Raw genomic sequence first — 14,721 nt, forward strand, 5'->3', positions numbered from 1 at the left:
CGCCGCGGGCGGGGGCCGGCCCCCCCCCCGCCCGCCCCCCCCCCCCCCCCCCCACGGCCGGACGGTCACGCCAGCTGCCGTCCGAGACGCTGCGGCAGCCGCGCGACGACCTCGTGCCCGAGCTCGCCGGGCTGCGGGAGCGCGTCGAGGAAGCCGGTGGCGACGATCGCGCGCAGCACGTCGTCGCCGTCGCGGAACTCCTGGGCCAGCGCCACCACGACACGGTCGGCGACCGCCCGCGAGCCCGCCACCGGCCCGAGCGCGGCCGCGACGTACCAGTGGGCGAGATCGGCGAGCAGCACCGTGAGCTCCACCTCGCCGTACTGCTCGCCGTGCTCGCGCACCAGCTCTGCGGTCTGGGGCCCCGCGTCGACGAGGACCCGGGCGACGGCGAGCGCGATCGAGGGACGTGTGTGCCGGCGGTGTCGCAGCCGCAGCATCGCGTGTTCCCCTCTGCTCGGTGTCGTGCTGCACCATGGCGCCCCGCATCGCGACGGCGCATCCGGTTTCCGTCGAGAACGCCGCGCCGGCTCCGTCCCCGGGTCAGGAACCGGAACGACGGGGAGGACCACCATGACGATCAAGCAGATGCACCACGTCGGCGTCGTCGTCGACGACCTCGACGCGGCGGTCGCGTTCTTCCTCGAGCTGGGCATGGAGCTCGAGGAACGGACGCCGGTCGAGGGGACGTGGGTCGACCGCGTCGTCGGCCTCGAGGGCGTCCGCGTCGAGATCGCGATGGTGCGGACCCCCGACGGGCAGAGCCGCCTCGAGCTGACGGCGTTCGCCACGCCGACGGCGACCACCACCGAGCCGGACGCGCCGGCGAACACCATCGGCCTGCGCCGGCTCATGTTCGCGGTGGACGACATCCACGACACCGTCGACCGCCTGCGCGCCCACGGCGGCGAGCTCGTCGGGGAGATCGCGCAGTACGAGGAGATGTTCCTGCTCTGCTACCTGCGCGGGCCCTCGGGAATCATCGTCGCGCTCGCCGAGGAGCTGAGCTGACCGCGCAACACCAACTTGTCGAACTTCCCCGTGCTCGTGCGCGGGATCTCCTCGACGAACGCGTAGCCGTCGGGCAGCCACCACCGGGCGACGCGGGTGGCGAGGAAGTCGCGGAGCTCGTCGACGGTCACCGGGCGGTCGGCGACGACGTAGGCGAAGGGGCGTTCGCTCCAGCGCGGGTCGGGCCGCCCGACGACGGCGGCCTCGCGGACGGCGTCGTGGGCCATGAGCTCGGCCTCGAGGTCCACCGAGGAGATCCACTCGCCGCCGGACTTGATCGCGTCCTTCGACCGGTCGGTGATCCGCAGCCATCCCCGGCGGTCGAGGGTGCCGACGTCGCCGGTGCGCAGCCAGCCGTCGTGGAAGCGGTCGGCGGTGTCGGTCCCGGGCGCGAAGTAGGCGCCGGCGACGGCGGGTCCGCGGACCTCGACCTCCCCGACCGACGCCCCGTCCGACGGCAGCGTCGACCCGTCCTCGCCGGTGACGCGCAGCTCGTAGAGCGGGCTGACGCGGCCCGCGGCGCCGCGGTGCGACCAGCGCTCGGGGTCGTCCGCGCCCTGGTCCATGCTCAGCGTCGCGCCCGGGAAGATCTCGGTCATGCCCCAGCCCTGCACGAGGTCGACGCCGAAGCGTTCCGCGTAGGCGCGCATGAGGCTCTCGGGCACCTGGGTACCGCCGGAGATGACGGTGCGCAGGGTCGCCAGCGTCACCGGCCGTCCGCCGGTGCGCGCCATCTCGTCGGCATGCCGCAGGACGTCCATCCAGACCGTCGGCACCCCGCACGACCAGGTCACGCCCTGCTCGTCGACGACCCGGCCGACCGGCCCGGGCTGCAGGTGCGCGGCGGGCATGACGAGGTCGGCGCCGGCGACGGCGCAGACGAACGGCAGGCCCCAGCCCATGGCGTGGAACATCGGCACGATCGACAGCACGCGGTCGCGGCGGGAGATGCCGTACGCGTCGGTGCCGGCCATCGCGAGCGCGTGCAGCACGATCGAGCGGTGGGAGTAGAGGACGCCCTTCGGGTGTCCGGTGGTCCCGGACGTGTAGCAGAGCGAGGCGGCGGCGCGCTCGTCGAGCTCGGGCCAGTCGTAGGAGCCGGCGCCGTCGAGCAGGGTGTCGTAGTCGAGGGCGTCCGGGACCTCGACGCCGTCGGGCAGCGCGCCGACCACCACGACGTGCCGCACGCCGCGGACCCGCGCGAGCACGGGCAGGAAGCGCTCGGCGAGGGTCGCGTCGAGCAGGATCACCTCGTCGCCGGCGTGCTCGACGGTGTAGGCGATCGTGTCCTCGTGCAGGCGCAGGTTGATGGTGTGGAGCACGGCGCCCATGCCCATCACCGCGTAGTAGATCTCGAGGTGCTCCTGGGTGTTCCAGGCGAACGAGCCGACGCGCGTGCCGACCCCGACGCCGAGTTCGGCCAGCGCGGCGGCCAGGCGGTCCACCCGCTCGGCCACGGCCCCGAAGGTCGTCGTGCGGCACGCCCCGGACGCGTCCGTCACCGTGCTGACCCGCGCGTCCGGGTGCACCGCGCGCATCCGCCACAGCAGGTGCGCCGTGGTGAGGGGGACGTCCATCATCAGCCCGGGCAGGGCGGTGCTCATCGACTTCCTCCGGGGTCGCGGTCCGCGCCGGTCAGCTGTTCGTCGGCTTCCCGACGACCTCCTCGCCCATCGAGACCGTGAGGCTCACCCCGAAGCGCTCGATGATGTCGCCGGAGCACCCCCGCATCTCGGCCCACTCGGGCGACCGGGTGCTGGCCTCGAACGCGGCGCGGTCGGCGAACGCCATCTCGGCGATCCGGTACGTCACGGGCTGGGCGTCGCCGAGCCCGTCGGTGGTCAGCGTCGTGACGATCGACTCGAGGTGCGGGACCGCCGCGGCGCGCGGGACGTGGGTGCTGGCGTAGTACTCCTCGAAGGCCTCCCGGTCCTCGGGCTTCGGCGCGGACCAGAAGGCGTAGAGCTTGTACACGGTGACCTCCGGGTTGGGGTGTTCAGATCGGACCGCCGGCGGCGGCGTACTCGGATGCGAGCCGGTCGACGAGCTCGGCGAGGGCGGGGACGTCGTCGATGACGCCGGTGACGTGCCCGGCGCTCCAGGCGTCCTGCCAGCGCGAACGGCGCCCGCCGTTGGCGCCGGCGAGGGTGGTGGTGACGTCGAAGCCGGCGGCCTTCTCCCCGGCGCCGTCCTGCGGCAGCGAGTCGCGCAGGAACGAGGCCGGCAGTCCGGTGACGGCGTCGGTGAGCACGATGTCGCCGCTGGTCGCGCCGGCGACCATGGCCTTGTACCCGGGCGCGGCCAGGCTCTCGCGGGTCGCGAGGAAACGGGTGCCGGCGTAGCCGAGGTCGGCGCCGAGCACGCGCGCCGCCGCCAGGGATGCGCCGTCGCCGATGCCGCCGGCGAGCACCACCGTGCCGGCCCAGCGGCGGCGCACCTCGCGCACGAAGGCGAACGGGTTCATCGTGCCGGTCTGCCCGCCCGCACCGGCGGTGAGCAGGATCAGCCCGTCGGCCCCGGCCTCGATCGCGCGGTCGGCGTGGCGGATCGAGGCGACGTCCGACCAGACCGTGGTGCCGGCGGCGTGCAGGTCCTCGATCACTCCCGCCGGCGAGCCGACGCTGGTGATCACCAGCTCGCAGCGGCGCCGGACGAGGACCTCCAGGTCGTCGCCGAGACGTCGGTTCGAGCGGTGGACGATGAGGTTCGCGGCGACGGGGGCGTGCGCGGCGTCGAGCTTCCCGTCGAGGAGGCCGAGCCAGTCGTCGAGCTCGTCGACCGACCGGCAGTTCGCCGTCGGGAAGGCGCCGATCACCCCGGCCGTGCACGCCGCGGCCACGACGTCGGGACCGGAGACGGTCAGCATCGGGGCCGCGACGAGGGGCAGGCGCAGCCGGCCCCGCAGGCGGTCGGGGATCACCGACGTCCCCACTGCTCCCAGTGGATGACCTCGGCGGGGTCCGGGCGCATCGCCGGACGGAAGTCGGTGCCCTTCGTGTACGCCACCGGCGAGAGCGCCGCGATCGTCACCTCGTCGATCGGGATGCCCACGACGTCGGCGGTCTCCTGCTCGCGGAACAGCGAGACGGAGGTCCACGACGTCCCCAGCCCGCGGGCGCGGGCGGCGAGCATGAACGACCACATGCCGGGCATGACGCTGCCGAGCAGCGTGGTCTTCGCGATGGCCGGGCCGTTGTCCGGCCGGCCCATGGCGCAGGCGAGGACGAGCGCCGGGGCGCGGTGCATGTTCTCGGCGAGGTAGTCGGCCGACGCCGAGGTGCGCTGCTGGCTGGCGTTGCGCTCGGGCGTGCCCTTGTCGACGGACCCGATGTAGGTCGGGATCTGCCGGTACTGCTCGTAGGCGGCCCGGTAGACCGCGGCCAGGGCCTCGCGGCGCTCCCGGTCGGTGACGATCACGAACTGCATCAGCCACCGGTTCGACCCCGACGGGGCCTGCAGCGCGACCCGGACGCAGTCGGTGAGCAGCTCCTTCGGCACGGGGCGCTCGAAGTCGAGGCGCTTGCGCACGCTGCGGGTGGTGGTCAGGACGTCCTCGGCGGACAGACCGAGTTCGGTGTCGGCGGGCAGAGCCACGGCGTCGTGCTCCCTTCGGGCAACCTACGCAGTAGTATGTTGGCTCGTCGCCTAGTGTCAAGGGTCACGTCGGAGTCGTCGAGGGGAGCCGGGTGAGCGAAGCGACCGCGATCAGTCAGGGACGGCCGGGGCCCGGTGACCAGGGCCGATCCGCCGTCCTGGACGCCGCGGCGAAGACCTTCGCGCGGCGCGGCTACGCCGGCTCGAGCATGGACGACATCGCCGACGAGCTGGGTTCGACCAAGGGCCGGGTCTACCACTACTACCGGAGCAAGGCGCGGGTCCTCGAGGACATCCTGCTGCTCGGCGCCCGCACGCTGCACGAGGCCGTCGCGCCGGTGGCCTCCCGACCCGGGCTCGCCCCCGCCGCACGGCTCGAGGAGATGGCGGTCGAGCACGCCCTGGTGCTCATGCGCCAGAACGACGTCCAGGCCGTCACCCTGCACACGATCCACCTCGTCACCGGGCGGGCCAGCGAGCCCGGCGAGGCCAACCCGTTCCGCTACATCGTCGAGGCCCGCGACGCCTACGAGGAGCTGTGGCGCACGGTCATGGCGGACGGCGTCGTCGCCGGCGCCTTCGCCGCCCCCGACCCGGACCTCGCCGTCCGCGCCGTGCTCGGGGCCTTGAACTGGTCGACGGTCTGGTACCGCCCGAGCCCGCACGACACCGACGACCGCACCCGCCGCCTCGCCGAGGGCCTGGCGTCCTACGCCGTGCGCGGGGTGCTCCGGCACGACGGCTGAGATCCCCTGGCTGGTCATGCCGACCGGGTGGCGGGGGCGCCGACCTCGCGACCCAGGACGTGGGAACAACCCCGGGCTCCCGGACCGTCACAGCAGCATGGAGCGACAGACGATCCGGCACCCCGCCCCGCCGCGGATCGAGGCGCCGGCCGGGCTGGCCGACGTGGGCGAGCTCGGGGAGCCGTGGGCGGCCGCCGCCTGGCAGCACGCCGTCGCGATCGCGGCCGGCTGGCGGGGCGACGCCCCGGCGCGGACGCCCTGGGGCTACCCGCCGCCCATCCCGTACGCGGCGATCCCGCGGCCGCGGGGCCCGATCCCCGCTCCTCCGCAGCACGCCCGACCCGGCACGACCCCGCGCCGGCTGCTCGCCCCGGCGTGATGCGCTCCGCGCAGGTGAGTGATCCGGGTCGTCATGACGACCCGGATCACTCACCTGCGAAGCATCAGAAGTAGGTCTTGCGTCCGCCGACCCCCCGCCCGGCGGCGCCCAGCAGGGTGAGCACGAGACCGACGACGAGCAGGATCGCGCCGATCGTGTAGAGGATCGAGATCCCGAGCACGTAGCCGAGGATGATGAGGATGACGCCGAGGACGATCACTGATGGTCTCCTTGGTGGCGCGGGGCCCGCGGGCCCGGCACCCGGCCGACTGCAGTCGAGCAGCCGCCGGATGCTCGACGGCTGCGCGGCCGACAACACCTCAGATCGGCGCCCGCGGGTGGAGGAAATCGGGAACTAATTTCCTGCTCTGCTGCCGATCTCGAGGCGGACGTGGGTGCCGTCGACGCCGGTCCAGAGGTGCAGGACGTCGCTGAGCTGGCGTGCGAGCCACACACCGCGGCCGCGCACCGACCGGATCTCGGGGCAGCGCAGCCCGGGCGTCGTGGTGGTCATGTGGCCGGGGTCGCTGATCTGCGCGACGAGCCGGTCCGGCCCCGACCACCAGGACAGGGTCCCGTGCCCCGGACCGTGCTCGATGCTGTTGCTGACCAGCTCGCCGATCGCGAGGACGAGGCCGTCGAGCTGGTCGTCGTCGAGGCCGGCCTCCTCGCCGCGGAGGTGGGTCTCGCGCCGCACGTCGCGCAGCGCCCCGACACCGTCGAACGCGGTGACGTGCTGCGGCGGGCCGAGCGCCGGCGCGGGCGGGGCCGGGACGGCCGTCAGCACCGTCTCCGGGGTCCGGTAGCGCGGGTTCGGGCTCGCGGTCGCGCCGACGTAGAGCTCGGGGTGGTTCCAGTCGAGGAAGCGCTCGGCCTCGTCCGCGGCGCGGGTGGCGTCGCAGAGGCAGAGCAGGGTGACCGGGAGCCCGCGCAGGGCCAGGTTCGAGCTCGCCTCCAGGACGCTCCACGCGTCGGGCGTGCCCGCGGCCGAGCTGTCGGAGAGGACCAGTGCGGCGCGCCCGTCCGCGGTCATCTCGCGCAGCGTCGTGGCCCGGCGCGCGGCGGTGGTCTGGCCGCTGTAGCTGTAGGGCTGCGCCGGCTCGCCGAACACGATGCCCGCGGCCGTCGCCCCGAGGTGGCGTTCCAGGGCGTCGCGGACGACGTCGTCGATGACGGCGAGGACGAGGTCGCCGCGGGTCAGCGCCTCCTCCAGCACCGGGGCCAGCGTGGCGACGAGCACGTCGACGTCGCGGTAGTTGATCGCGAGGTGGCGGAAGGGATCCGCCGCGCCGCCGGTCGGCGGGGCGGGACGGTCGGGGGCCGCGGTCACGTGGCCGGGTCCTCGGGTGCGGCCCGGTCGAGCACCTCGAGGCGGCTCGTGAGCCCGAGGATGTCGAACATGCGGCGTGTCTGCCCGTGCCCGAGGCGCACCGCGAGACGCCGGTTCGCGGCGTCCGCGCCGTGCTGGGCGAGCAGCACCAGGCGCACGCCGCACGACCCGACGTACTCCAGCCCCGACAGGTCGAGGACGAGGACCGGCGGGGCGTCGGCCTCGGCCGCGGCGACCTGGTCCTGGGCGACGGCGAGCGTGTCGTTGTCGAGCTCGCCGCGCAGGGCGAGCTCGAGGCGGTCGTCGTAGGACGTGCGGTCCACCTCCAGGACGGCGGGGGTCTCGGTCATCGCTGCGCCTGCACCACGAGCAGGGCGACGTCGTCGCGGAGCCGTCCGCGCTGGAAGTCCGAGACCGCGGCGAGGACGCCGTCGGCCAGGGCGTCGGCCGACCGGCCGGCGAGGCCCGCGACCACGGCCGCGAGACGTTCGGGCCCGAAGAAGCCCGCCGGGCCGCGGGCCTCGGTGACGCCGTCGGTGTAGAGCACCAGCGTGTCGCCCGGGGCGAGACGGATCTCGGTCTCCGCGAGGTCGAGGTCGGCGAACACCCCGACCAGCGTGCCGGGGAGGTCGATCCACTCGACACGATTCCCGCGGAGCACGAGACCGGGCGGGTGCCCCCCGTTCACCAGCGTGACCGTGACGTCCTCGGCGTCGCGCGACATGACGGCGTGGGCCATCGTCGCGAACCGGGAGCGGGCCTCCCCGCGGTGGCGCAGCATCGCGGCGTTGACCCGCCGCAGCACCTCCGCGGGCCGCAGCCCGTGCCGGACCTCGGCGTGCACGGTGTGCCGGATGAGCGAGGTCAGGGCGGCCGCCTGCGGGCCCTTCCCGCACACGTCGGCGACGGTCAGCGCCCAGCGCCCGCGCTCCTCGTCGAGGTGGACGTCGTAGAGGTCGCCGCCGACGTAGACGTCGGTGAGGTCCGGGTCCGGCGGGAGGTAGCGCCCGGCGCAGGACACCCCGGGGATCTCCGGCAGCTCGCTCGGCAGCAGAGCGGTCTGCAGCGTGCGCGCGACCAGGCGCTGCTGCTCGTAGAGCGCGGCGTTGTCGAGGGCGAGCGCGGCCGTCGCGGCCAGCTGGCCCACGAACGTCAGGTCCTCCTCGCCGAAGCGCCGCCCCGACTCGGCCTGGACGAGCGTGAGCGCGCCGAGGCTGCGGCCCCGCACCAGCAGCGGCACGACGATCGCCGAGCGCATGCCGAGCTCGCGGATCAGCTCGAGGTGGGTCTCGTCGACCGCGGACGCGACGAGCAGCTCGTCGGGGACCTCGGGCAGGACCACCGGCGTGCCGGTCCGGGCCACGTCGACGGCCCCGCCGCGGGCGTCGGGGTCGCGCGGGTAGCGGCGCTCGAGCCGGTCCACGAACTCGATCTTGCCGGGGTCGAGGTGCGCGACGGCGACCTTCTCCACGCGTGACCCGCGCACGAGGTGCACGGCCGACCAGTCGGCGATCCCCGTGACGGCGAGGTCCGCGAGCTGGCGCAGGCGCTCCTCCACCGACAGCGGCGCCTCCATCAGCCGGCTCGCCTGCGCGAGGAACGCCATGCGGTCGCGCTCGCGTTCGGCGGCGGCGCGCGCGTCGCGCTCGGCGCTGTAGAGCCGGGCGCGGTCGAGGGCCTGGGCGCACAGCGAGGCGACGGTCACGAGGAACTCGCGCTCGGCGGGGTCGAAGGCCCGCGTGCGGTAGAAGCTGAAGACCACGGCACCGAGGTCGCGGTCGTCGACGCGCAGGGGCAGGACCGCGGACGCCTCGTGTCCCTGCGACACCCCGAGCGGGGCCATCTCCGGGTAGCGCGCGCGCCACTGCTCGGCGTCCTCGAGCCACACCGGCCGCCCGGTGAGCACCGCGTCCGACATCGGCCGCCCGCGGTGCAGCGGGATCGTCGCGAACGCCCGGGTGTCGCCGGGCCAGCCGTGGGTGTGCAGCGACTCCATGACGTCCGCCCCGTCGCGGCGCCCGTACGCCGCGCAGGCGTCGGCGCCGATGAGGGCGGCGGCCGTCGTCGCCGTCAGCCGGCCGATGTCCGCGGGCGTGAGGGCGCGGGACAGCTGCTCGGTCAGCTGCTGGATCCCGGCGGCCCGGGCCGAGGTCGCGTCGAGCACCGACTCGGCCACGGCGAGTAGCTCGTGTGCGTCGGCCGTCACCCGGCGGAGCCTAACCGCCACGACTCCCCGCGGACAGGGAGCGATTCCGGTGACAGAAGGTGATCATTCGGGTGACGCGAGGAATTCTGCGCGCCGATGTCGATCCGCGTCGCGGCCGCTCGACCTGAGGGTGCCAGGGTCCGCGAGGGACCCGGAACACGCCAGGGAGACAGAGCCATGAAGTACATGCTGATCATGCGCGCGACCGACGAGGCCTACGCCGGGATGGCGGACGTGAGCATGGACGAGATGATCGAGCTGATGGGCCGGTTCCAGGAGGAGATGCTGCGGGCCGGGGTGCTGCTCGCCGCGGAGGGCCTCGACGACCCCGCCGACACCGTCGTCGTCGACCACGGGTCCGAGCCGCCGGTGGTCACCGACGGCCCGTACGGGGAGACCAAGGAGCTCTTCGGCGGCTTCTACCTGCTCAACGTGGCCTCGCGCGAGGAGGCCGTCGAGTGGGCGAAGCGCGCGCCGGGGACGGGCCCGGGCTTCAAGACCGAGATCCGCCGTGTCACCCAGATCGACGAGTTCCCCCAGGACAACGAGTGGATCCGGAAGGAGCGGGCGTGGCGCGAGGCGACCGGTCAGCTCTGAGCGGCCGTGACGCGGTCGCCGCGGTGTGGCGGATCGAGTCCCCGCGCATCGTCGGCGCGCTCGCGCGCTACACCGGCGACTTCGCGCTGGCCGAGGACCTCGCCCAGGAGGCCCTCGCCGAGGCCCTGGTGACCTGGCCCCGTGACGGTGTCCCGCGCGAACCCGCGGGGTGGCTGCTCACGGTCGGGCGGCGGCGCGCCATCGACGCGTTCCGCCGGCGCGCCGGGCGCGACGAGCGCTACGCCGCCCTCGCCCACGAGCTGGGCGAGGGCGGCGCGGCGACCGGGGGCGCCCCGACCGGCGACCCCGGCGACGACCTCCTCTTCGACCCCGACCGGATCGACGACGACGTCCTTGCGCTGATCTTCGTCTCGTGTCACCCCGTGCTGTCGCGCGAGGCCCGGGTGGCGCTGACGCTCCGGGTCGTCGGTGGCCTGACCAGCGACGAGATCGCCCGGGCGTTCCTCGTGCCGACGGCCACCGTGCAGGCCCGGATCACCCGGGCGAAGAAGACGCTCGGCGCGGCGGGGGTGCCCTTCGGGGTGCCGCCGTCCGACGAGCGGGCCGAGCGGCTCTCCTCGGTGCTCAACGTGATCTACCTGATCTTCACCGAGGGCTCGTCGGCGAGCTCGGGCGACGACCTCATCCGCTTCGACCTCGCCGCCGAGGCCGTCCGGCTCACACGGGTGCTCGCGCGCCTGGTGCCCGATCACGCCGACGTCCACGGCCTGCTCGCCCTGCTCGAGCTCACCGCCGCGCGCTTCCCGGCGCGGATCGGGCCCGACGGCGAGCCGGTCCTGCTCGAGCACCAGGACCGCCGCCGGTGGGACGTCGCCGCGATCGGCCGCGGCCGGGCCGCGCTCGCCCACGCCCAGGGCGTCGGCCGGGGCCTCGGCGCCTACGGGCTGCAGGCCGCCATCGCCGCCTGCCACGCGGTCGCCCCGTCCGTCGAGGACACCGACTGGGAGCGGATCGTGCTGCTGTACGAGGCGCTCGGCCGGCTCGCGCCCTCCCCGGTCGTCGAGCTCAACCGCGCGGTGGCGGTGTCGATGGCGCAGGGGCCGGCGGTCGCGCTCACGATCGTCGACGAGCTGGAGGGCTCCAAGGTCCTCGCGGGCTCCCACCTGCTGCCGAGCGTGCGCGGCGAGCTGCTCACCCGGCTCGGGCGGCCCGACGAGGCCCGGGCGGCCCTGGCGCTCGCCGTGGAGCGCTGCGGCAACGAGCGCGAACGGGGACTGCTGCGGCGCAAGATCGCCGCGCTGACCTGACCCGGACACGACGACGGGGCCGCCGCACCGCCCACCGGGGTGGGGGTGCGACGGCCCCGTGACGGCCGTGCGGGTGGGTCAGCCGACCCCGACGGCGTCGTCGGACGCCTCCGCGCCGGAGTCCGAGCCGGAGTCCGAGGACGAGCTGCTGCTCGCCTCGTGACCGCTGTCGGAGCTGGACGAGGACTCGTGCGACGAGGAGCTGGACGCCAGGTCCTCCTGCCCGCCGCTGTTCTGCGCCGGGATCTCGGTCGCCTCCCGGGTCTCGGCGCGCGGCGCCGGCTCCGTGGTCTGGAACGGCGCCGACGAGGTGTCCGGCGTCGAGGGCTGCGACGTCCCGAACGGCTCGTCGACCGGCACGGTGGTCTGCGCGCCGCCGAACGGATCGGTCGTGGACGACGGCTCCGGGAACGTCGTCGGGACCTGCGTCTGCGGGACCGGCGAGGCCTCGCCGCCGAAGGGCGAGGACCCGACCGTGCCGAGGTCCGTGCCCGCCGGCGTCGTGCCGACCGGCTCCGTCGTCGGGAGGCCCTCGACGGGCGGGTCGACCAGGGTGTGGTCGATCGTCTCGGGCAGGAGCGGCATGCCCTGCTCGCCGGCGATCTCGGCCTCGATGCCCTCGTTCTCCTCCTGGGTCCGGAGGTCGTCGCCCTCGTCCCCGCCGTCCTTCGGCTCCCGGTCCTCCGGGCGCTGGAACGGGTTCTCGATGTCGACCGGCTGTCCGTCGACGCCGAGGGGCCGGCCGGTGTCGGCGTCGAAGCTCGTGACACCCGGAGGCACGGTCACGACCACGTTCGGCGCGGGCACGGGGTTGCCGTTCTTGTCGTAGTCGATCGGCAGCCCGTTGGTGGTGTCGTAGTCGGGACGCTGCCAGGGGTTCCTGGCGTCGGGCAGCTCCTTGCCCGCGGCGTCGAGGGGCCGGCCGGTGTCCGGGTCGAAGCCGGCGATGTTCGGGTCCTTCGGGAGGTTGGTCGCGGGGAGGCTGGGCTGCCCGAGCTCGTCGTAGGTGATCGGCTTGCCGGTCGTCTCGTCGTACATCGGCCGCTGCGACATGACGTGCCCCGTGGGGTCGACGTCGTCGCGCAGGTCGACGTCGTTCTTGAAGACGTGCTCGCCGAGCGGGTTGTCGTAGTCCTCGACGACCTTGCCGTCCTTGTCGAGCGGCTCGCCCGTGATGGGGTCGAAGCCGACGACGTTCGCCGGGTGGGTCGGCACCAGGTCCGTGATCGGCTCGAGCGCACCGGTGACCGGGTCGACCTTGTCGAGCGGCACGCCGGTGACCGGGTCGAAGTTGTGCAGCGGCTGGTCGGGGAGGGTCTTGTCGTCGACGTTCTGGTGCGGGTTGCGCGCTCCGGGCACCACGTCGCCGTTCTCGTCGAGCGGGTCGCCGGTCTTCGGGTCGTATTGGTGGACGCCCTCGGGCTTGTCGACGTGGATCTGGGGCAGCGACGGCGCGCCGGTGTGGGGGTCGTAGTGGATCGGCAGCCCGGTGGCGTCGTCGTAGGCCGGCCGCTGGTGGGGGTTGACGGCCCCGGGCACCGGCTCGCCGAAGACGTCGAGGGGCTCGCCGGTCCGGTCGTCGAAGTGGTCGACGCCCGGGGGCTTGGTGGTCGGGGTGGGCGGGACGAGCGGGTTGCCGAAGTCGTCGTACCGCAGCGGCAGGCCGGTGTTCAGGTCGTACACCGGGCGGTTCTCGATGACGTGCCCGGAGGGGTCGACGCCGTGGCGGTGCTCGACGGCGGTCTCGAAGTCCCACCGACCGAACGGGTTGTGCTCGTTCGGGATGGGGCGGCCGTGGACGTCCAGCGGCCGGCCGGAGATCGGGTCGTAGTGGTCGACACCCTCCGGCTTCGTGAGATCGGTCGTGGTCGGGTCGAAGGGCGTGCCGTCGTGCCGGTACTCGATGGGGTGGCCGGTCTCGCGGTCGAAGTTGGGCCGCGGGGGCGGGGGAAAGCAGTGCTGCTGAGTCATGGTGTCCGCCTCGGGGTGTCGGTGTGGCGTTCGGTGACACCGAGAATGGGCGATCGAGGCGACGACATCATGAGTAGAGCATTACTCAGCTTTGACCGTCGTGATGGGCCGGCCGTTGAGTGCTGACGGTTCGCATTCCGCCGCTCACGAGCGGTCCGGAATGGTCGTCCGGCACCGCTGTGAGGGTGAAGAGCTCGCCTCGGAACGGGTGACCGCTCAGACCTCGACCGACGGGGTGCGCTCCCGGACGGGCTCGCGGGTCGCGAACAGCATGAGCAGGGCGCCGATCGCGGTCAGCACGCTCATCAGCACGAAACCGCTGGTGAAGGTGCCCGTGGACTGGACGATGAAGCCCATGGCGGCCGGCGCGACGATGCCCGCGAGCGCGAACGCGGCGTCGGCGAACCCGGCGGCGCTGCCCGGCTGTCCGGGCTCCGCGTCGATCGAGGCGACCCACCAGATGCCGCCCGTGACGAATCCGCAGCCGACACCCAGCGAGATGAAGATCAGAGCGACCGTGAGTGTCGGGTCGAGGAACACGGGAATGAGCGATGCGCCGGAAAGCAAGAGGGCAAACCCCATGATGGTGAAACGGCTGCGGATGCTCTGCGTGCGGCGGTAGACCCGGTCGACGAGCACCCCGCCGACGAGCGCGCCGACCACGCCGGCCGCCCACGGCGCCACCGAGAAGGCGCCGACCGCCTTGATGCTCAGCCCGTAGTTCGTCGAGAGGAACTGCGGCAGCCAGTACATGAAGCCCCAGAACATGAAGCCCCACGCGAAGTAGCCGACCGCGACGATCCAGAGGTTGCGGTTGGTCAGCAGCGAGCGCCAGTCGACGCCGCCGGTGCGGTTCTCGGCCTCCTCGACGTCCTGGCCGGCGGCGATGTGGGCGCGCTCGGCCTCGTTGACCCGCGGTGACTCGTTGGGCGTGTTGCGCAGCAGCCCGATCGCGACGACGGCCCAGACGACGCCGAGCACGGCCATGACCCAGAACGTGCCGCGCCAGCCGACGGCGCCGATGAGGTTGGTGAGCACCGGGCCCGCGATGAGCAGGCTGCCCGAGACCGCTACGCCGCCGATGAGCGCGAGGGCGAAGCCGCGCTCGGCGCGCGGCAGCCAGCGGCTCACGGTGCGCGTGGCCGCCGGGAACGCCGGGGCCTCGCCCGCGCCGAGGACGATGCGGATCAGCAGCAGGCCGATGAAACCGCCGGCGAGCGGGATGAGCGCCGTCGCGAGCGAGAAGATCGTGATCGCGACCAGGAGGACCTTGCGGGGCCCGAAACGGTCCACCAGCGGGCCCGACAGGAATGCGAACACCATGTACCCGATGGCGAACGCACTTGAGATGATCCCGTACTGCGCCGTCGAGATCCCGAATTCACGCTGGAGCGGCTCGACCGCGTAGGAGACCGCTGAGCGGTCGATGTAGTTGATGATGATGAGGGCGACGATCAGCGCGATGGTGGCCCAGCGGAACCGTGTCTGCATCGGTGGTGTTCCGTTCGGAGAAACGGGATTTCCTGGTCGTTGATTCGAGCCTGGCCTGTTGAACAGTGCAGGTCAAGGGCCTGCGAGGCCGCCGTATCGTCGATTTCACCATTGTTCCGGTGAGAGGA

The 14,721-nt window shown here is 73.5% G+C and carries 16 protein-coding genes; 5 read left to right on the forward strand and 11 right to left on the reverse strand.

The window, feature by feature from the left end:
• Positions 1–65 precede the first annotated feature (65 nt).
• Positions 66–440: a hypothetical protein gene (locus WCD58_RS27900; protein WP_337706383.1), complete on the reverse strand. Its 375-nt coding sequence runs from the start codon at positions 438–440 to the stop codon at positions 66–68.
• A gap of 133 nt (positions 441–573) precedes the next feature.
• On the opposite strand from WCD58_RS27900, the gene WCD58_RS27905 reads away from it, so the two are divergent.
• Positions 574–1,011, forward strand: a complete 438-nt coding sequence (locus WCD58_RS27905; RefSeq protein ID WP_337706384.1) for a VOC family protein — start codon at positions 574–576, stop codon at positions 1,009–1,011.
• Here the strand turns inward: WCD58_RS27905 and WCD58_RS27910 are convergent.
• The 4 genes from WCD58_RS27910 to WCD58_RS27925 are packed head-to-tail and all read right to left on the reverse strand — an operon-like array spanning position 957 to position 4,605.
• Positions 957–2,615, reverse strand: a complete 1,659-nt coding sequence (locus tag WCD58_RS27910; protein ID WP_337706385.1) for a long-chain-fatty-acid--CoA ligase — start codon at positions 2,613–2,615, stop codon at positions 957–959. The two genes, WCD58_RS27905 and WCD58_RS27910, sit on opposite strands and share 55 nt — an antisense overlap.
• 31 nt (positions 2,616–2,646) lie before the next feature.
• Positions 2,647–2,985: an EthD family reductase gene (locus tag WCD58_RS27915; protein WP_337706386.1), complete on the reverse strand. Its 339-nt coding sequence runs from the start codon at positions 2,983–2,985 to the stop codon at positions 2,647–2,649.
• Between the two features lie 22 nt (positions 2,986–3,007).
• Positions 3,008–3,943, reverse strand: coding sequence for an NAD(P)H-dependent flavin oxidoreductase (locus tag WCD58_RS27920; protein ID WP_337706387.1), 936 nt, complete (start codon positions 3,941–3,943; stop codon positions 3,008–3,010).
• Positions 3,928–4,605: a nitroreductase family protein gene (locus WCD58_RS27925; protein ID WP_337706388.1), complete on the reverse strand. Its 678-nt coding sequence runs from the start codon at positions 4,603–4,605 to the stop codon at positions 3,928–3,930. Before WCD58_RS27925 ends, WCD58_RS27920 begins: the two co-directional genes overlap by 16 nt.
• A 92-nt stretch (positions 4,606–4,697) precedes the next feature.
• Here WCD58_RS27925 and WCD58_RS27930 point away from each other — a divergent pair, with 92 nt between their 5' ends.
• Both WCD58_RS27930 and WCD58_RS27935 read left to right on the forward strand, forming a co-directional pair.
• Positions 4,698–5,351, forward strand: coding sequence for a TetR-type transcription factor C-terminal domain-containing protein (locus WCD58_RS27930; RefSeq protein WP_337706389.1), 654 nt, complete (start codon positions 4,698–4,700; stop codon positions 5,349–5,351).
• 97 nt (positions 5,352–5,448) lie between these two features.
• The gene (locus tag WCD58_RS27935; RefSeq protein WP_337706390.1) at positions 5,449–5,730 is read left to right on the forward strand and encodes a hypothetical protein; all 282 of its coding nucleotides are present in this window, start codon (positions 5,449–5,451) and stop codon (positions 5,728–5,730) included.
• 64 nt (positions 5,731–5,794) lie between these two features.
• On the opposite strand, the gene WCD58_RS27940 is transcribed toward WCD58_RS27935, so the two are convergent.
• From WCD58_RS27940 to WCD58_RS27955, 4 genes are all read right to left on the reverse strand, one after another.
• A complete protein-coding gene (locus WCD58_RS27940) occupies positions 5,795–5,950 on the reverse strand; it encodes a DUF6131 family protein (protein WP_337706391.1) in 156 nt (51 codons plus the stop codon).
• A 135-nt stretch (positions 5,951–6,085) separates the two neighbouring features.
• On the reverse strand, positions 6,086–7,060 hold the full coding sequence (locus tag WCD58_RS27945) for an ATP-binding protein (RefSeq protein WP_337706392.1): 975 nt from the start codon (positions 7,058–7,060) through the stop codon (positions 6,086–6,088).
• Positions 7,057–7,410 carry an STAS domain-containing protein gene (locus tag WCD58_RS27950; protein WP_337706393.1) on the reverse strand — a complete coding sequence of 118 codons (354 nt, stop codon included), beginning with the start codon at positions 7,408–7,410 and terminating at the stop codon, positions 7,057–7,059. The genes WCD58_RS27945 and WCD58_RS27950 overlap by 4 nt, the downstream gene beginning before the upstream one ends.
• A complete protein-coding gene (locus WCD58_RS27955; RefSeq protein ID WP_337706394.1) occupies positions 7,407–9,266 on the reverse strand; it encodes a GAF domain-containing SpoIIE family protein phosphatase in 1,860 nt (619 codons plus the stop codon). Before WCD58_RS27955 ends, WCD58_RS27950 begins: the two co-directional genes overlap by 4 nt.
• A gap of 177 nt (positions 9,267–9,443) precedes the next feature.
• Here WCD58_RS27955 and WCD58_RS27960 point away from each other — a divergent pair, with 177 nt between their 5' ends.
• Positions 9,444–9,863 carry a YciI family protein gene (locus tag WCD58_RS27960; protein ID WP_337706395.1) on the forward strand — a complete coding sequence of 140 codons (420 nt, stop codon included), beginning with the start codon at positions 9,444–9,446 and terminating at the stop codon, positions 9,861–9,863.
• Positions 9,836–11,131: an RNA polymerase sigma factor gene (locus WCD58_RS27965; protein WP_337706396.1), complete on the forward strand. Its 1,296-nt coding sequence runs from the start codon at positions 9,836–9,838 to the stop codon at positions 11,129–11,131. Before WCD58_RS27960 ends, WCD58_RS27965 begins: the two co-directional genes overlap by 28 nt.
• Before the next feature lie 78 nt (positions 11,132–11,209).
• Here the strand turns inward: WCD58_RS27965 and WCD58_RS27970 are convergent, their stop codons facing one another.
• Positions 11,210–13,102: a hypothetical protein gene (locus tag WCD58_RS27970; protein ID WP_337706397.1), complete on the reverse strand. Its 1,893-nt coding sequence runs from the start codon at positions 13,100–13,102 to the stop codon at positions 11,210–11,212.
• Positions 13,103–13,318: 216 nt separating this feature from the next.
• Positions 13,319–14,593, reverse strand: a complete 1,275-nt coding sequence (locus tag WCD58_RS27975; RefSeq protein ID WP_337706398.1) for an MFS transporter — start codon at positions 14,591–14,593, stop codon at positions 13,319–13,321.
• Positions 14,594–14,721 lie beyond the last annotated feature (128 nt).

The sequence above is a fragment of the Actinomycetospora flava genome (genome assembly GCF_037400335.1).
Classification (GTDB): domain Bacteria; phylum Actinomycetota; class Actinomycetes; order Mycobacteriales; family Pseudonocardiaceae; genus Actinomycetospora; species Actinomycetospora flava.